This is a genomic window from Methylocystis sp. (assembly GCF_051061285.1).
GTDB lineage: Bacteria > Pseudomonadota > Alphaproteobacteria > Rhizobiales > Beijerinckiaceae > Methylocystis.
In genome coordinates this window covers 57,175-74,360 of record NZ_JBPFEA010000040.1, presented here as the reverse complement: position 1 = coordinate 74,360, position 17,186 = coordinate 57,175, and the positions used below count along the sequence as shown (strand labels likewise).

Sequence of the window (17,186 nt, the reverse complement as noted above, 5' to 3'; positions counted from 1 at the left end):
TCACAGCCTCATATGCTGGACCCAAAGCCACAGATAGACGCAGGCGGAAGCGACGGTCAATGCGGCGACGGCGACAATGAGCGTCACATTTAGCAGCGGAAAATGAACGCCGTAGGCCTGAGCCGCCAGGATGACGCCGGCGAACACCAGTTGCGCGGCGGTGGTCGCCTTGGAAGAAAAGTGTGGATGCACCTTCATCGGCCGGCCCATGAGCCACGACAGCGACACCGCCCCAGTGATCATGACATCGCGAAACACCACCATGATGGCGAGCCAGGCCGGCAGCGCGTCAACGATCGCGAGCGTCACGTACATCGAAACGATCAGCGCCTTGTCGGCGATGGGATCGAGAATCGCGCCGAGTTCCGATTGGAGGTGGTAGGTCCGGGCCAGCCAACCGTCGAGGGCGTCGGACAGGCCGGCGACGGCGAACAGCAGGAAGGCGGCGATCCATTGCCGCTCGACGATCAAGATGATCGCCGCCGGCGTCAGCACGAGACGACCAATGGTGATGAAATTCGGAAGCGACGCGAACCAATTTTGAGTCATGATGCGTTATCTGGCGCGCGCGCCAAGCTTGTCATCACTTGGCCATCGCGCCGCGCGCGCCTGGAAGAAACAAGCGCCGCGAGTCCGAGCGCGACGGCGACGAGCGCCAGAAGCAGCGTCGAAATGGCGTTGATCTGCGGCGAAACGCCCAAACGCACTTGTGAGTAGATGCGCATCGGCAGCGTCGTCGCGCCGGGTCCTGTCGCAAAACTGGCGATGACGAGGTCGTCGAGAGATAGAGTGAACGCCAGGAGATAAGCGGTGACGATCGCCGGCGCGATCTGCGGCAATGCGACCCGGACAAAGGCCCCGAAAGGCGTCGCCCCCAGATCCATCGCCGCTTCTTCGAGCGCCGGATCGCTGTCGCGCAGCGCCGCGAGAATCGCGACCGTCGTGAAACACATTGTCAATGTGACATGACCGATGACCAGCGTGATGAAGCCTCGTCCGACCCCGAACGCGACGAAACAGGTCAGCAGCGCGAGGCCGAGCACGACCTCCGGCAGAACCAGCGGGGCATGAACGGCGCCGAAAAACAGCATGCGCGTGCGAAATCGTCCAAAACGCGCGAGCGATATGGCGGCCAGAAGGCCCAGCAGAGTCGCGATGGTGGCCGAGGTCAGCGCGGCGGCGAGGCTGATCTTCGCCGAATGTAGAAGCTGCTCATTCTCCAGGAGCGCCACATACCATTTCGTCGAAAACCCGCCCCACACGGAAACCAGACGCGACGCGTTGAAGCTCATGACCGCGAGAATGACAATCGGAGCGTAAAGGAAGACAAAGCCTATAAGGAGAGTCGCGCGACGCGCCCAGGAGACGGCGGCGCTCATCGGGCGTCGTCCTCATCGGCAAGCCGCGCCCGTTCCCACAGCAGCAGCGGAATCATCAACACAGCGACGAGTGCGATCGCCGCGGCCGAGGCCGCCGGCCAGTCGTGATTGGAGAAAAAGTCGTTCCACAAGGTTCGCCCGATCATCAGCGTCTCGGAGCCGCCGAGGAGATCGGGAATGACGAATTCGCCGACCGCGGGAATGAAGACGAGGAGCGCGCCCGCAACGACGCCCTCACGCGAAAGCGGCAGCGTCACGCGCAAGAAAACTTGCGCCGGCGACGCCCCGAGATCCGCCGCCGCTTCGCGAAGCCTGGGGTCCTGACGCTCCAGCGCCGCGTAGAGCGGCAGCAGCATGAAGGGCAGATAGGAGTAGACGATGCCGACGACGACGGCGCCCGTTGTCGCGAACATTTGCAGCGGCGCCGAAATGAGGCCAAGCGCCATCAGCGCGTTATTGATCAATCCCTCATCCTTCAAAAGCGCGATCCAGGCGTAGACGCGGATGAGAAAGCTCGTCCAGAACGGGGCAGCGGCAAGGCCGATGAGCGTGGGACGCAGGCGCTCGGGCGCGCGCGCCATGGCGAGCGCGAAAGGATAGGCGATGATCAGCGTGATCAGCGTCGAGACCGCGGCGATGGTGAGCGAGGACAGATAGGATTCGAGATAAAGCGTATCGCTCATCAGCGCGCGATAGGCGTCGAATGAAAAGGTCTGCGCCTTGGCCCAGATGGCGGCCAAACCGTCGGAAGGCTCGAAAATCGGCCGATAGGGCGGGCGCGCCAGCACCGACTGCGAAACGGAAATCTTGGCGATGAGCAACATCGGCGCAAGGAAAAAGGCGCCGATCCACAGATAAGGCGCCGCGATGACGAGGCGCTCGCCCAGCGAGAGTCTGCGGCGTGCGCTCATCCTACAGGCTCGGTGAAAGCGCCCTCATCCCGAGGAGCGCCTGAAAGGCGCGTCTCGAAGGACGAGGGCGTCGCGTCGCGTCGCGGCTGTCCTCGCCCGTCGAGACGGCCGCTTCGCGGCCTCCTCAGGGTGAGGAAATCCTCATTGCGCCTCGCGCTCATTTCTACCGTCCCCCCCTGGTTCCGCGAGAAGCGCGCCGGCGCCAGGCGGGAAGCTGAGCCTCACTGAGTCGCCGATCGCGTGGCGCTCGCCATGGCCCGCCGCCGCCCGCAATACGATGTTGCTGGCGACGCGCACCCGCAGCAGCGTCGTTTCGCCGCGAAACACGAAGTTCTCGACGAAGCCCGCGATTCCCTCGCCCTCACGCGCAACGCCGATCCGTTCGGGGCGCACGCTGAGCGTCGCCTGCGCGCCGTCGGGAAAATGTCCAGGCTCGCAGGGGATTCGTCCAAAATCGGTGACCAGCGCCGCGGCGCCTTTGCAGTCGAGGCGTCCCTCGATGAAATTGGTTTCGCCGACGAAGCCGGCGACGAAACGCGTCGCGGGCCGGTCGTAAATCTCCATCGGCCCGGCGACCTGCTCCACCCTGCCCGCCCGCATCACCGCGATGCGGTCGGCGAGCGCCAGCGCCTCGTCCTGATCATGCGTGACGATGACGAAGCTCGTCTGCGTCAGCCGCTGGATTTCCTTGAGCTGAAACTGCGTCTCTTCGCGCAGCTTGCGATCGAGCGCGCCGAGCGGCTCGTCGAGCAACAGCATTTTCGGACGCGGCGCGAGCGCCCGCGCCAGCGCGACGCGCTGCTTCTGTCCGCCGGACAGCTCGTCGATTCTCCGATGGCCAAAAGCCGAAAGCTGCGTCATCGCAAGCAATTCGTTGACGCGCGCGTCGATGGCGTCTCTCGTCCCCCCTTGCCGTCGCAGACCGAAGGCGATGTTCTCAAAGACATTGAGATGCGGAAACAGCGCATAGGACTGGAACATCATGTTCACCGGTCGCCGATAGGGCGGCACGCCGGAAAGATCATCGCCATTCAATGCGATCGTTCCGGCGTCCGGCGATTCGAAACCCGCGATGCAGCGCATCAGCGTGGTTTTGCCGCAGCCCGACGGGCCGAGCAGCGCGAAGAATTCGCCGGCTCCCACGTCGAGCGACACCTCCTCGAGCGCAACGACGGCGCCGAATTTTTTGCTGACGCTTTTAATCGACAGCAGCGGCGCGCTCACCCGCCAGCCTCGCCGCGACGAAACTCGGCGCGCCAGTGGCGCGCGAGGCCGCCGTTTGCCGGAATATCCTCCAGCGCAACCAGCCGAAGACCGTCGACGGCGAGCGCCTCGATGTCCCTCCGCGCGAGCGGCCATGGCGGGCCGCCAAGATCTTCGCCATTGTCGCGCGCCCGCGAAATGACGAGCAGCGTTCCGCCCGGCGCGACAAAGGCGGCAAGCGCCCGCGCGGCGTCGGGCAGAAGCGTCTCGGGAAGCGCCTGCAGCGTATAAAGCTCGTGCACGAGATCGAAGGCGCCGCGCCATTCGGATGGCGCATCGAAGAGATCGGCGACGCGATAGTCGACCGCGCTCTGCGGAAAACGCTCGCGCGCCCATTGCACGGCCCGCTCGACGAGATCGAAGGCGACGACATGCGCGCCGGCGCGCGCCAGCGCTTCGGCGTTGTCGCCCAAGCCGCAACCGACGTCGAGCGCGCGAAGGCCGACGAGCGAGCGCGCGGCCAGCCAATCTTCAAGCAGCGGGCGCGGCTCAAGATGCGCCCAGGGCACGGCCGCCGGATCGTCCTCGGCGAGAGCATAGACCGCCTCGAACCATTCCCGGCGCTTGGGATCGGCCTCGATCCCGCCGGGACGCTTATGCGGATCAACGGCGTCGAGCCTTTCGCGCGCCCGGGCGCGGCGTTCGGCGAAATCTTCGCCTAGAGCGCGCTGCGAAAAAGTGGAATCCGGCTTTTCGCCTGGAGCGCGCTCTAATCCTTTGGAATCGATCACGTCATCCGCATCTGGGCGATTTCGCCCAGATGCGGCGTGATCTATGCCTTCGGTTCGCGCGCCTTCTCTTCCCATCCGCCGCTCTCGCTCTGCTGGTGATAGACGAGGCTATAGCCCAGATCGCGCAGTTCTTTCCATTGCGCGCGCGCGTCGGCAAGTTCGGCGTCATCGCGCCCGTCGAAAAGCAGCGCGGCGCGTTCGCGCGGCGCGCCAGCGCCGGCGAGCGCCGGGGCGATGCGCGCGCCTTCCACGAAGAATCGCACATCGGCGTCATTGGGATTGTCGTTCGCGCAGGTGAGATAGATCGGCTGCGCCTCCGGCGCGCCGTCCGCCTTCGTTCCGTGCGGGAGAAAGCTTTCCGGACGATACGACCAGAGATCGGCGTCGAGTTTCGCAAGGCGCGTTTCGCTCGTCGCCTGCACGATGGCGCGCCAGCCGCGCGCACGGGAACGCTCCAGCAGCGTCGGCAGCGTCTGCTCCACTGTGGCTCGGGTGAGGTGATAGAAGGCGATCTCGGGCATGGCGGGCGCCTTTCGCTCCCGGCGCTATGTCGGAACTCTCGACCGCGCGCAAGTCGAGGGTCAATCGCGATCGGCTGTCGCGCCTCGCCTTGACACGCGCAATTTCGCATGACACTTGTAATTTGAAATGCTGATCGAAAAGCGACCTTGTGGTCATGGCGGCTGACCGCCCCTACCAAAGCCCCTTGCGCGAGGCGCAGGCGGCCATGACCCGTGAGCGTATTCTCATGGCGGCCAAAGACTATCTCGAGCAGAACCCCATCGAGAGCCTGACCTTGCGCAAGATCGCGTCGCTCTCTGCTGTTTCGCCGCCCACCGTCTATGCGCATTTCGCGACCATGGATGAGCTGGTCGCCGCTTTCTTCCTTTGGTTGAAGCCCCGACTGAGCCTCGACAAGCCGCTGCCGCCGCTCGCCGAACTCCCGTCAATGCCGGAGCGACTGTTTCCCCTGTATGATCAATACGGGGCGCTGCTCAGGAATCTGATGAATCAGCCGTCCTGGGATCGTCAGCGTTACGCCGATCGGGACAATCGCCTGGGCGGCTGGATCGCCGGGATCGGCGGCAACTTTCCCGATCTCACGCCGACACAATTGCGCCGCGGCGCATTGGCGATCGCCTCGTACTGGAGCCCGACCTATTGGCGCTGGCTGATGGATACGTGCCGCTTCACCCCGGCAGAGGCGCAAGCGGTCGCATCCTGGGGCATCGGCGCGCTGATTGGCGCACTGAAAGCCGATCCCTCGGGTCTCGACCGGCTGTCGGTCCCGCCAGTCGCCAATGATGCGTCCGAAACAAATCGGGGGAAGCCATGATTCACCACATCTCCATTCCCGCCCGCGATCCCGGCCGCGTCGCCGCGGTGCTCGCGGAACTCATGAAGGGCCGCGACTTTCCGTTCAGCGGCCCATTGCCAGGGGCCTACATGGCGATGAGCGGCGACCCGCAAGGCACGATGATCGAGGTGTATCCGGACACGATCACCCTCGCGCCTGGCGAGAACGAAGCTCAGGTCGCATTCACTCCGGGCACGCCGGCGACGGGGTATTTCCCCTTCCACGCGCTTATCTCCGTGCCGCTCGACCGCGCCGCGATCGAGCGCATCGGCGCACGCGAGGGCTGGCGGACCAAGTTCTTCGGCCGCGGCGCGCCTGGAAAGCCGCCGGTCTTTCATCTTCTCGAATTCTGGGTCGAGAACCGCGTCATGCTCGAACTCACCCCCAGCGACATGGTCCACGAATACGCCTCCTACATGCAGATCAGCCGGATAGAGGCCCTCATGCGGGAACGGGCGGACGCGGCGGCGAAGTAAACCGTCCACTCCTTATTCGCGACGGGAGAGAGATCATGACCGCAGAGAAAATCGAGGATGTTCTGATCGTCGGCGCCGGACCAACGGGTCTTTCGCTTGCAATCACGCTACGCCAATACGGCGTACGGGTGCGCATCATCGACCGTGCGACTCAGCCGAGTTCCGTCTCCAAGGCGTTGGCTCTGTGGAGCGCGAGCCTCGAGGCGATGCAGAGCATGAACGTCGTCGATGATTTTCTGCGCGACGGCGCGCGGCTCAACGCGCTTTGCATTGGCGATGGCGGCAGACAACTGGCCCGCATGGAAGTTGGCGAGGGTATCGACAGTCCGTTTCCGTTTCCGCTGCTCCTCCCTCAGTCGGAAACCGAGCGCTTGCTAACCATGCGGCTGTCGGCTTTAGGCGTCACGGTCGAGCGCGGCGTCGAACTCGCGGGGCTCGCTCAGGACGACGACGGCGTTATGGCGACCCTCAACCACGCCGACGGGCGGACCGAAATGGCGCGCGCCCGCTATCTCGTCGGTTGCGATGGCGCGCGCAGCGAAGTCCGCAGAGCCCTCGACATTCCTTTCGAGGGCTCCACCGAGCCCCAGACCTTCCTGCTTGGCGACGTGCGCATAGACGGCGGCGGGTTGGACCACAAAAATATCTATCTCTGGTGGCGCCGGGGCGGAACCGTCGCCTTGTTTCCTTTCGAGGAGGATACGTGGCGGATCTTCGCCGTGCGTGAGAATGACTCGGCAGCCGATATCCTGCCGACGCTCGATGAACTGCAAAGCCATGCCGATCGCTATGGGCCGCCGGGCATGCGGTTGAGGGACCCGAGCTGGCTGTCAGTATTCAAGATCAATGAGCGTGTCGCCGCGCGCTACCGCGTTGGGCGCTGCTTCCTCGCGGGCGACGCGGCGCATGTCCACAGCCCCGCTGGCGGACAGGGCATGAACACCGGAATCCAGGATGCCGTGAATCTCGGCTGGAAGCTCGCCTATGCGCTTGCCGGGATCGGCGATCCAAACCTCCTGCTCGACAGCTATGAACCGGAGCGGCGGGCGATCGCGCAGAACGTGGTCAAGGCCGCCGAACAGAAGCTGCATCTTGCTTTCAGCTCGGGCGCCGCGATGCGGATTGTCAAAGACATCGCGGTCTCGCTTCTCGGCAATCTGTCGATTGTTCAGAAACGGCTCCAGATTGAGCTCTCGGAGACCGAGATCGTCTACCGAAACGGCCCGCTCGTCGCGCTCGGCGCGCCGCCGCGCCGTCCGGGTCGCACTGACGTCGGCGCTCGAGCCCGCGACGCAATCCTGACCGTCGGGGGAAAGGATCAGCCTCTCTGGCCGCTCCTCAGCGAATCGCGCCATACGCTGCTCCTTTTCGAGGACGCCGCATCGCCGATTCATGCGGCGGAAGTGACCGACGTGGCCGGCAAGCTCTTAAGCATTCTCCGACTCACGCCAGAGAACGACCCCAAGCAGCAGGTGCATGCGCGATATCGTCAGGGGGGCGCTGGCTGGGTTTTGATCCGTCCAGATCAGGTGGTCGCCGCGCGAGGCGATGGAGCCGACCTGAGCGCGCTGAACCGCTATCTCGATCGCGTGCTACGGCCGCGAAAGAGTTCCGAGATCGCGATTACCCTATCTGGCGAGGCCTGAGCGCGACTTAAGTCTCACCAGGCGTCCAGGAGGGCGGATCGCTTGCCGGAAAAGATTCAAGGCCGGCCTGGTAGACGTCGTCTTTCGGCGCCTCCCAAACCCCGCTGATGGTCAGGGCGTTTTTGACTTTGAGGGGCGAAGAGGCCGTTGAAGCGGCGTATTCCGCCTCCATCCATTCAGCCGCCGAGGCGACGGAGCCCTTCAGCACGACTTCTCCCTCCACGATCTCGACCGAGATCGACTTGGCGTCCGCCAGAGGACTTTTGTCGAGGGCCTCGCGGACGGCGTCGCGAAGCCCTAATGTGTCCATATCGGTCATTGCAGCCTCGGCCCAAAGCGCCCCAGCCCGAAGGCTGAGGCGCGCGCTTTGCACCTTACATATGGGCCGTGGTGACCGATCGTTCCATGGGCTTCGTAAAGCCGATCGCGAGCAGGACGACAGCGATGAATGCGTGTAGCCAGTTGTCGGCGCGGTTCATCGCAATCAGTCCGCCGAGTTCAGCGACGTTCGGCGCAATGAAGCCCAGGATGGCGACCGCCGTATAGACGATGGCCAGCGCGCGAATCATGAGGACCGGGACGCCGAAATAGGGGCTGAGCAGCAAAAGCGCTCCGCTGATGAGATGCACGAAGTTGTGGGCTGCATTCACGTGGAAGTAGCCGCCGTCATAGACGATCGGATTGGGGACGAACCCCAGCAGGCCGACCGCCACGAACACGACGCCGAGTATGCTCGCGATGAAATCGGCGTTCCATCGAGATTCGATCATGATGCGTTCCTTTCAGTCCAGGACCAACTGAACTGAGCATCAGATTGGGCGGCGCAGCATCGTTTCCATATTAAAAATGCGCAATATACTAAGCTGCAAAGCTATAGTGAGAGCGCAAAGCTATAGCGATCTGGATATAATCCCGTTAGTTTCTTCGCACTTCGGCTTGACGACGCAAGCGAAGCGGTTAAGCATCGAGTTTGATTGCTATTGTGGGATGCGGAGAGACCGGACGTCATGTTGGCGGACCAGATGCGACCGAGCGAGCGGGACGACGACATCGCCGACATCGAGCCGCTCTGGGCGGTTCGCGCGAACTCCAGGCTCTGTGCCTTTCGATGGCCTAATATCATGCTGCTCACAATGATTGTACCGTGGTTATTTCTGGCGGCTTCTGGGGGAGCCGTGACAGACCTAGCAGTTACAGCAGCGATTATAGCCATGTCGTACCCTATCTTGTTGCTGCTACACTACTATAGGGTGGGCAAACGCCTCATCTACGTTGGAAGTCGTCGTGGCATATCATCGTGTTATTGCGTTCAGGAAAGTGCTAATGTTTTTTTTGTTAAATATTCTTTGGAGAGCTATGACTATGACATTGCTACGTCTGTTAAAATATTTGAGTTCAATAGTGGTTTCGCTATATCGCTTGGGCGGTCTTTCGCTGCATCATCTTCAGGAGGTGGGGCGAGCTTTTTTAAGCCTGTTCCGGCCGGCCCTCTCGCAATCGACAAGAATCCATATTACAGTTTTGTCTTTGAGCTCGATAAAACGGGTGTATGGATGAATAAGGCCCGTTCGGCGATCCAAGACATAAGCATTGACAAGAACATTGTTAGCAGTTTTATTTCGATGAGAGTGAAGAGCGCACGCGTGCCTATACTATTTATGCTCGACACGATCTTTTGTGACAAAGAACATGCGGAGATGATCGTTGGAAGAATTTTGAGTTCCGACCGATTCGTTGAACTGCAAAAGGCCGGAACAGCGCTATAGTAATAATTTGGAGCGGGGCACCTGAGGCGGCGACAATCGCCGTCTCTAGACGCGTTCGCAGGCCCCGAGCCGCTACCCCTCGTAATAGTCGCGCACCAGCCGGTCCAAGAGCCGGACGCCCCAGCCGGCGCCCCAGCTCTGGTTGGTGTCGCTCATCGGCGAGCCCATGCCGGTGCCGGCGATGTCGAGATGCGCCCAGGGCGTCTTGCCGACGAAACGCTGCAGGAAATGCGCCGCGGTGATCGAGCCGGCATGGCGGCCGCCGGTATTCTTCATATCGGCGAATTTCGAGTCGATCAGCTTGTCATAGGCGGGACCCATCGGCATGCGCCAGAGCTTCTCGCCGATGTGGTTCCCGGCTTTAGTCAGGTGATCGGCAAGCTCGTCATTGTTCGAGAACAACCCGCCATATTCCTGGCCCAGGGCGACGAGAATGGCGCCGGTGAGCGTCGCCAGATCAATGACGGCGGCGGGCTTATGGTGCTCTATAACGTATGTTAGCGCATCGGCGAGGACGAGCCGACCTTCGGCGTCGGTGTTCACGATCTCGATCGTCTGGCCCGACATGGATTTGACGATGTCGCCCGGCCGCTGCGCCTTGCCGTCCGGCATGTTCTCGACGAGGCCGAGCACGCCGACGACATTGGCCTTCGCCTTGCGCGCGGCGATCGCGTACATGGCGCCGGTCACGGCGGCGGCGCCGGCCATGTCGCCCTTCATGTCCTCCATCGAGGCGGCGGGCTTGATCGAAATGCCGCCGGAGTCGAAAACGACGCCCTTGCCGACGAAGGCGATCGGCGCCGCGCCCTGGGCGCCGCCGCTCCAGCGCAGCACGACGAGCCGGATCCCCGCCTCGGACCCCTGCCCGACGCCGAGCAGCGCCCGCATCCCGAGTTCGGACATCGCCTTCTCGTCGAGGACCTCGACCTCGACGCCCAGCTTCATCAGCTCCGACGCACGGCGGGCGAATTCCGGCGGAGTCAGGACGTTCGCCGGCTCATTGACGAGAGTTCTTGCGAGCATGACGGCGTCCGCCAAATGACCGCCATCCGACATCGCGGCGCTATGGCTGTCCGGATCGGCCAGGGCGACGACGACCTCCATCGGCCCGTCGCGCTCGGCCTCGTCCTTCTTCTTTGTCTTGTAATGGTCGAATTTGTAAGCGCGCAGCCAGCCGCCGAGCGCGAATTGGCCGACCGAGTCGTGAGCGGCGGAAATCCCTTCCGGCAGGTCGAACAGCACGACCGCCCGCGCCCCCGCACCGAGTTTCGCCGCGGTTTGTCCGCCAAGCGCCAAGAAGTCCTCGAAGGGCTTGGCGGCTTCGCCGCCCTCTCCCCCGGTCTCGTCCCCGGCGCCGACGCCCATCAGTATCACTCTGCTGGCGGGCGCGCCGGGCGCCGCAAGAATTTCGAGCGACGTTCCCGACTTGCCCTTGAATTTCGCCGCCGCGGCGGCGCGCGAAAGATGCGCGGCCGCATCCTTGAGCACGCTGGCGGCGCGCTCGCCCATGGCGAGGTCGCGGCCCACGAAAACGACGAGCGTTCGCGGATGCCCGGCGTCCTCGGGCTGGCGCAGCAGCGCTTCGGCGGCGTCGAATGGCTGGAGTTCATATTTGGCGTTGACGAGCATCAGGGCCTCTTGCCTCCTCCGCCGAAGCGGAAGCCGTTCCGGCGCGAATGCGTCGGTTTTTGAGAAAGTTAGCGCCGGCGACGCGCCAGGCGCGCGATTTGACGGGAGCGGCGCGTACTATCTTCCGGCGGGCGGCGGCGGTCAATCGCGGCTCCGGTCATATTTTGAGCTCTTCCAGAAATTGTCCCGCCGCGGAATCGCCGCGATCTTTACGCAGAAATCCGACGTGGCGCAAAAGCAACGCTCGCGAATTGAATATGTCGGGGCGGCTCAAAGGAGCCGCGCAACGCTTGCGCGCAAAGATGCGAGCGTCTAGCGATCGTTAACAGGGCCTTAACTGCTCCCCCTGGGGCGGCGCGCCAAGACACAAAGGAGGACGGCCGCAGCCATGATCGGGGCGACGATCACGCGCTATTTTGCACTGCGGTTTATGCGCACGATTCTGGCGATCTTTTTTACGATTTTCTGCCTGATGTTCGTCGTGGTTTTCGTCGAGATGCTGCGGCGCGCCAGCGACAATCCGCAGGCCGGCGCGGCGACCGTCGCGCTGATGACGGCGATGCGGGTGCCGGCGGCCGCCGAGATGATCCTGCCCTTCGCCGTTCTCTTCGGATCGATGGCGACCTTCGTCGACCTCACCAGGAAGCTTGAATTGATCGTCGCCCGCGCCGCCGGCATGTCGGTTTGGCAGTTCATTGCGCCGCCGGCGCTCACCGCCCTGCTCATCGGGGTTGTGTCCGTGGCGATTTACAACCCGCTCTCGGCTTCAATGAAACAGCGCTCCGAACAAATGGAGTGGGATCTTTTCGGCGTGCCCGGCAGTTTGCGCATCGACCACGGCGTTTGGCTGCGCCAGCACGGCGTCGACGGCCTCGCCATCATGCACGCCATGAACTCCTCGAATGGCGGCTCGGAGCTCGCGGGGGTCAGCGTCAACATTTACGCGGCGCGCGGCGGTTTCCTGGAGCGGGTCGAAGCGCATCACGCGCGCCTCGAGCCCGGAGTCTGGGTGCTCGAAAACGCGCAGGTCAGCCTGCCCGGAGAGCCGGCGCGCAGCGTCGGTTCTTACATGCTCGCCACCGACCTGACGCCCGAGCAGGTGGCGGCGGCGACGACGCCGCCACAAGGCACGCCGTTCTGGTCGCTGCCGGAAATGACGGCGCGCACCGCCGAAGCGGGTCTCGACGCGACCGGCTATCGGCTGCAGTTTCAGACGCTTCTTGCGCGACCGCTGCTGCTCGTCGCGATGGTTCTCGTCGCCGCTTCCTTTTCATTAAGATTCTTTCGATTTGGCGGGGTCGCAAAAACCCTTTCGGGTGGCGTGGCCGCAGGCTTCGTGCTTTACATCGTTACTAAAGTCCTCTCGGATCTCGGCGGCGCAGGCATGATCAGCCCTGTGGTGGCCGCATGGTCGCCTGCGCTTGTCGGGAGCATGTTGGGCACGGTCATTTTGCTCTATTCGGAGGACGGCTGATGGCGCTCACCAGCTCCTCCCGGCGCCTATCCATTCTTGCGGCCGCGCTCGCGCTCGCCGAAGCGGCTTTCGCCACGCACTCGGCCGCTGCGGCGCCGCCGGCCGCGGGGGCCGATGCGCGCATGGTCGTCGAGGCCAAGGAGCTCGTCTACGACGAGAAAAGCAACACCGTCACGGCGCGCGGGGCCGTCCAGATCTATTACAAGGGCCGGCTGCTGGAAGCCGACCGCGTCACCTATGACCGCAACACGTCGCGCGTCTTCGCCGAGGGCCACGCCACGCTGACCGAAACCGACGGCTCAATCGCCAGGGCCGAGCGTTTCGACTTCACGGATGATTTCAAGAACGGGTTCATCGACAGCCTGCAGGTCGACACCGTCAACAACACGCATTTCACCTCGCCGCGCGCCGAGCGGGCCGGCGAGACGACGACCTTCGACATGGGCACCTACACCGCCTGCGAGGCCTGTCGAGACGATCCCGCAAAGCCGCGCACGTGGTCGGTTCGCGCCAAACGGATCATTCACGACAACGTCGAGAAGATGATCTATTACGAGGATGCGTCCTTCGAACTTCTTGGCGTGCCGGTCGCCTATGTGCCGTTCTGGTCGTCGGCCGACCCATCGGTGAAGCGCAAGTCCGGTTTTCTATCGCCGGTTTTCATCTATCGCCAGCAGCTCGGCGCCGGCGTGGGCGTGCCTTACTTCTGGGCGATCGCGCCGGATTACGACCTGACCGTAACGCCGGTTTATTTTTCCCGGCAGGGCCCGTTCGTCACCGCCGAATTCCGTCAGCGCTTCGACAATGGCGGCTATACGATCCGCGGTCAGGGCACGCATGTGGGAGACACGAGCGCCTTCGCGCAAGCCCCGTACGGCGCCGGCGGCAAGCAGTGGCGCGGCGCCATCCAGTCTATGGGCGAATTCTGGCTCAACGACCGTTGGCGCGCTGGCTGGGACATCACGGCGCTGTCCGATCGCTACTTCCTGCAGGACTACCAGCAATACAATTATCTCCTGCAGAACTATTTCTTCCGCGAAGCGTCGTCGACGATCTATCTGACCGGCCAAGGACCGCGCAGCTATTTCGACATGCGCGGATACTATTTCCAGCTGCTGTCGCCCAACGACGTGCAGGCGCAGCAGCCCGTCGTCCATCCGGTGATCGACTATAACCGCGTCTTCGACATTGATCCTGCGGCGACGGCTGGCGTTGGCGGACAGGTTGAACTCGACGCCAATGTGACGAGCACTTCCGCCAACGTCGCGAACTTCGAGTCCATACAGCCGCGAACGCTCGACCGCATCTATAGCCTGTACAATGTTTGCCAGATTTACGGGCGGGCGACCGACCCGGCGCAGAGCGGCTGTCTGTTGCGCGGCGTCGGCGGCGATTATCAGCACGCGACGATCAGCGGCGCCTGGAAACGTAAAATCATCGATCCGGTCGGCGGCGTGTGGACCCCGTTCGCGTTCGCGCGTTTCGTCGGAAGCTATCTCGATTACGACCGGCAAGGCTTGTTCCCGATCTATAACCAAAGTCTGTCGGCGATCCCCAATGCCGCGCAGGGCCAGTTCTTCAACGGCGCCGACAACCGCTTCCGCGGCCAGGCGCTCCCGGGCTTCGGCGCCGAATGGCGCTACCCGATCCTTGCCAGAAGCTTTATCGGCGACATCGTCTTCGAACCGATCGCGCAGGTCGTCGCGCGCCCCAATCAGACTTCGATTCCGTCGCTGGTGAACATCGACGCGCAAAGCCTCGTCTTCGACGATTCGACGCTGTTCGAATGGAGCAAATTCTCCGGCTATGACCGGTTCGAGACGGGCACGCGCCTCAACTATGGCGGCCAGGCCACCCTGTCGCTGTCCAATGGCGGCTTCATTAACGCGATGATCGGCCAGTCGCGCCAGATCGCCGGCGCCAACTCCTATGCACAGGCTGACGCGGCGAATGTCGGCCTCGATTCGGGCCTCAACTCGCGCGCATCGGACATCGTCGGACGCTTCGCGTTTGCGCCTTCGTCCGTTCTCAGCCTCACCGCCAAGGGCCGCTTCGACAAGGGGAGCTTGCGCGCGCGGCGAGTCGACGTGTTCGCGACAATGAATCTGGATCCGATCTCGCTCCAGCTCCAATACGCGAATTACGCCTCACAGCCGGCGATCGGCTTTGACGTGCGTCGCCAGGGACTCTCCGCGTCCGGAAAATACGACATCACCAAAAACTATTTCCTGACGGGCACCGTCACCTTCGATATGAGCCGCTATCTCTATAACTCCCTCACCAATCCGACGTCCGTCTATTATGCGACGACGCTTACAGGCTCAAATCTCATCGGCTCGGCGCCCCTGTTCTCAGTCGCAACGCTCGGCGGCGGCATCGGCTATCAGGACGAATGCACGACGCTGTCGATCAATTATTCACAGATCTATCAACCGCAGTCATACACGGGCCTGCCGGCGCGCAACCAAACGGTAATGGTCACGCTCCAGCTGCGCACCCTGGGCGAAGCGAAGTTCAACTACGGCGTCGGTTCGGTGCTGGTGAACGACGGCGTTCGGGCCAATCAGTCGCGCTAAGCCATTCGCGTGAAATGTGCCAACCTCGTGATATGCACCAACTTACGTCAGGAGGACGCCAGCCGTCCTCCATGCTAAAAAGCGCCGCGACGAACAGACCCCGACACGAATGCGCTGTCGCGCAAAGGAGAATGCAATGAGCTTTTTTATCTCGCTCGCCGCCGGCGCATGTCTCGCTCTAGGCGCGGCGACGCCGCTCTTCGCCGAGGACCTTTCAGGCAAGCAGAAGGTCGAGATCGAGAAGGTCGTGCACGACTATCTCCTTTCCAACCCGGAAGTGGTCCGGCAAGCGATTGACGAACTTGGAAAGCGCGAAAAGGTCGCCGAGGCCGCCACACGGGAAAAGGCCGTCGGCCAGCACGGGGACAAAATCGTGAACTCGCCCAACCAGGCCGTCGTGGGCAATCCTGGCGGCGACGTCACGCTCGTCGAATTCTTCGACTATAACTGCGGCTACTGCAAGCAGTCGATGGCTTCGGTCGCCAAGTTGATCGAGGCGGATCCCAAGCTGCGGGTGGTGCTCAAGGACTTCCCGATTCTGGGGCCCGACTCCGTCGAGGCGGCGCAGGTCGCGACCGCTGCGCGCATGCAGCTCGACAGCCAGAAGTTCTGGGATTTCCATCGCAAGCTGCTCTCGACTCGCGGCCACATCGGCAAGCAGCAGGCGCTGGCGGCGGCGAAGGAGGTGGGCGCCGATATGCCCCGTCTCGAGAAGGACATGTCGAGCGCGGAGACAAAGGCCGCGCTGAAGGAAGTCGCTAAGCTGGCCGATGAGCTGCGGTTCGATGGAACGCCCGCCTGGGTCATCGGCAAAGAGGCGATCATCGGCGGCGTGCCCTACGCGCAACTGAAAGCCAAGATCGAAAACATGCGCAAATGCGGCAAGACCGCCTGCTAGCGCGGCGACGGGCTTTCTTTGCGGCGACAACAAGGCTAAGAGAGACAGCCTGCCGCCTTTGAGATTTTTCGGGGAACGTTTTCGGAAGCGCTATGTCAGCCGTCCATGTGCTTAACGGTCCCAATCTCAATCTTCTCGGCAAGCGGGAGCCCGCGATATACGGAACGGCGTCGCTCGACGATATCCGCGCGACGCTGGAGAAGCGTTGCGCCGAACGCGGCGTATCGCTGGTTTTCCGGCAGTCCAACCACGAGGGCGATCTCGTCGACTGGATCCAGGAAGCCGGCGGCGCGGGCGCGCCGGTCATTTTGAACGCTGGCGCGCTGACGCACACATCCATCGCGCTCTATGACGCGATCAAGGGCGCGGAAGCTGTCGTCATCGAAGTGCATCTGTCCAATGTGCACGCACGCGAGAGCTTTCGGAGCCGTTCCTTCATCTCGCCCGCGGCGCGCGGCGTGATCGCGGGATTCGGCCCGCTCTCATACGTTCTTGCCCTTGACGCTGTCTTTGAAAACGAACTGAGAAAGAGCTGAAACACTTATGGCGCGCAAAGCTCAACCGCCTCGCACCGCTTCCTCCCGCAAGCCGGCGTCGGTCACCGCGCCCGCGCCCGCCATCGACGCGGATCTGCTGCGCACGATTGCGGAGCTCGTCGCAAACAGCAATTTGACCGAATTTGAGGTGGAGAAGGGCGATTTGCGTATCCGCGCGGCGCGTGCGCCTGCCGCAGCGATCGCGAGCGTCGGCGCGGCGCCGCCGGTCCAGCCCCTGCCGCCGCCGCCGATGGCCAAGCCGGCCACGCCCCCCACTCCCGTCACGGAGCCCGCCGAATACCTGGACGCGGTGAAATCGCCCATGGTCGGCACCGCTTATCTTCGGCCGAACCCCGACGCAAAACCCTTCGTCGAGATCGGCGCGCGCGTTTCGCTCGGCGACAAGCTCTTGCTGATCGAAGCGATGAAGACCTTCAATGACATCGTCGCCACCAAATCCGGCGTTGTGACGGCCATACTGGTCGAGGACGGCCAGCCTGTGGAATACGGCGAACCTCTCCTCGTGATCGAGTAGGCGGCGGTA

18 protein-coding genes are annotated in these 17,186 nt (G+C 63.1%); 9 read left to right on the top strand and 9 right to left on the bottom strand.

Going from position 1 to position 17,186, the window contains the following annotated elements:
* From ACR65T_RS14395 to ACR65T_RS14370, 6 genes are all read right to left on the bottom strand, one after another.
* Positions 1–549: a CDP-alcohol phosphatidyltransferase family protein gene (locus tag ACR65T_RS14395; RefSeq protein WP_434497131.1), complete on the bottom strand. Its 549-nt coding sequence runs from the start codon at positions 547–549 to the stop codon at positions 1–3.
* The gene (locus tag ACR65T_RS14390) at positions 546–1,379 is read right to left on the bottom strand and encodes an ABC transporter permease (protein ID WP_434497130.1); all 834 of its coding nucleotides are present in this window, start codon (positions 1,377–1,379) and stop codon (positions 546–548) included. Before ACR65T_RS14390 ends, ACR65T_RS14395 begins: the two co-directional genes overlap by 4 nt.
* Complete coding sequence (locus ACR65T_RS14385) at positions 1,376–2,290, bottom strand: ABC transporter permease (RefSeq protein WP_434497129.1); 915 nt, start codon at positions 2,288–2,290, stop codon at positions 1,376–1,378. Before ACR65T_RS14385 ends, ACR65T_RS14390 begins: the two co-directional genes overlap by 4 nt.
* A 141-nt stretch (positions 2,291–2,431) precedes the next feature.
* The gene (locus ACR65T_RS14380; protein WP_434497127.1) at positions 2,432–3,514 is read right to left on the bottom strand and encodes an ABC transporter ATP-binding protein; all 1,083 of its coding nucleotides are present in this window, start codon (positions 3,512–3,514) and stop codon (positions 2,432–2,434) included.
* Positions 3,511–4,284 carry a class I SAM-dependent methyltransferase gene (locus ACR65T_RS14375; protein ID WP_434497126.1) on the bottom strand — a complete coding sequence of 258 codons (774 nt, stop codon included), beginning with the start codon at positions 4,282–4,284 and terminating at the stop codon, positions 3,511–3,513. Before ACR65T_RS14375 ends, ACR65T_RS14380 begins: the two co-directional genes overlap by 4 nt.
* Before the next feature lie 41 nt (positions 4,285–4,325).
* Positions 4,326–4,805, bottom strand: a complete 480-nt coding sequence (locus tag ACR65T_RS14370) for a DNA polymerase III subunit chi (RefSeq protein WP_434497125.1) — start codon at positions 4,803–4,805, stop codon at positions 4,326–4,328.
* A gap of 155 nt (positions 4,806–4,960) precedes the next feature.
* On the opposite strand from ACR65T_RS14370, the gene ACR65T_RS14365 reads away from it, so the two are divergent.
* From ACR65T_RS14365 to ACR65T_RS14355, 3 genes are read left to right on the top strand one after another with little or no spacing between them, the layout of a single operon-like run.
* The gene (locus ACR65T_RS14365) at positions 4,961–5,620 is read left to right on the top strand and encodes a TetR/AcrR family transcriptional regulator (protein WP_434497124.1); all 660 of its coding nucleotides are present in this window, start codon (positions 4,961–4,963) and stop codon (positions 5,618–5,620) included.
* Positions 5,617–6,117, top strand: coding sequence for a hypothetical protein (locus ACR65T_RS14360; protein ID WP_434497123.1), 501 nt, complete (start codon positions 5,617–5,619; stop codon positions 6,115–6,117). Before ACR65T_RS14365 ends, ACR65T_RS14360 begins: the two co-directional genes overlap by 4 nt.
* Before the next feature lie 35 nt (positions 6,118–6,152).
* A complete protein-coding gene (locus ACR65T_RS14355) occupies positions 6,153–7,763 on the top strand; it encodes an FAD-dependent monooxygenase (protein ID WP_434497122.1) in 1,611 nt (536 codons plus the stop codon).
* A 7-nt stretch (positions 7,764–7,770) separates the two neighbouring features.
* Here ACR65T_RS14355 and ACR65T_RS14350 read toward each other — a convergent pair whose 3' ends face one another.
* Both ACR65T_RS14350 and ACR65T_RS14345 read right to left on the bottom strand, forming a co-directional pair.
* Positions 7,771–8,082: a BON domain-containing protein gene (locus ACR65T_RS14350; RefSeq protein WP_434497120.1), complete on the bottom strand. Its 312-nt coding sequence runs from the start codon at positions 8,080–8,082 to the stop codon at positions 7,771–7,773.
* A gap of 55 nt (positions 8,083–8,137) precedes the next feature.
* Positions 8,138–8,533 carry a DUF4383 domain-containing protein gene (locus ACR65T_RS14345; protein WP_434497119.1) on the bottom strand — a complete coding sequence of 132 codons (396 nt, stop codon included), beginning with the start codon at positions 8,531–8,533 and terminating at the stop codon, positions 8,138–8,140.
* 237 nt (positions 8,534–8,770) lie between these two features.
* Here ACR65T_RS14345 and ACR65T_RS14340 point away from each other — a divergent pair, with 237 nt between their 5' ends.
* Positions 8,771–9,529: a hypothetical protein gene (locus ACR65T_RS14340; RefSeq protein ID WP_434497118.1), complete on the top strand. Its 759-nt coding sequence runs from the start codon at positions 8,771–8,773 to the stop codon at positions 9,527–9,529.
* Positions 9,530–9,601: 72 nt separating this feature from the next.
* Here the strand turns inward: ACR65T_RS14340 and ACR65T_RS14335 are convergent, their stop codons facing one another.
* Positions 9,602–11,158, bottom strand: a complete 1,557-nt coding sequence (locus tag ACR65T_RS14335) for a leucyl aminopeptidase (protein WP_434497117.1) — start codon at positions 11,156–11,158, stop codon at positions 9,602–9,604.
* Positions 11,159–11,546: 388 nt separating this feature from the next.
* Here ACR65T_RS14335 and lptG point away from each other — a divergent pair, with 388 nt between their 5' ends.
* From lptG to accB, 5 genes are all read left to right on the top strand, one after another.
* Complete coding sequence (lptG, locus tag ACR65T_RS14330) at positions 11,547–12,632, top strand: LPS export ABC transporter permease LptG (protein ID WP_434497116.1); 1,086 nt, start codon at positions 11,547–11,549, stop codon at positions 12,630–12,632.
* The gene (locus ACR65T_RS14325; protein WP_434497114.1) at positions 12,632–15,208 is read left to right on the top strand and encodes an LPS-assembly protein LptD; all 2,577 of its coding nucleotides are present in this window, start codon (positions 12,632–12,634) and stop codon (positions 15,206–15,208) included. The genes lptG and ACR65T_RS14325 overlap by 1 nt, the downstream gene beginning before the upstream one ends.
* Before the next feature lie 109 nt (positions 15,209–15,317).
* Positions 15,318–16,106 carry a DsbA family protein gene (locus ACR65T_RS14320; protein WP_434497113.1) on the top strand — a complete coding sequence of 263 codons (789 nt, stop codon included), beginning with the start codon at positions 15,318–15,320 and terminating at the stop codon, positions 16,104–16,106.
* 92 nt (positions 16,107–16,198) lie between these two features.
* The gene (aroQ, locus tag ACR65T_RS14315) at positions 16,199–16,642 is read left to right on the top strand and encodes a type II 3-dehydroquinate dehydratase (protein WP_434497112.1); all 444 of its coding nucleotides are present in this window, start codon (positions 16,199–16,201) and stop codon (positions 16,640–16,642) included.
* 7 nt (positions 16,643–16,649) lie between these two features.
* Positions 16,650–17,177 carry an acetyl-CoA carboxylase biotin carboxyl carrier protein gene (gene accB, locus ACR65T_RS14310; RefSeq protein ID WP_434497111.1) on the top strand — a complete coding sequence of 176 codons (528 nt, stop codon included), beginning with the start codon at positions 16,650–16,652 and terminating at the stop codon, positions 17,175–17,177.
* Positions 17,178–17,186: the final 9 nt, after the last annotated feature.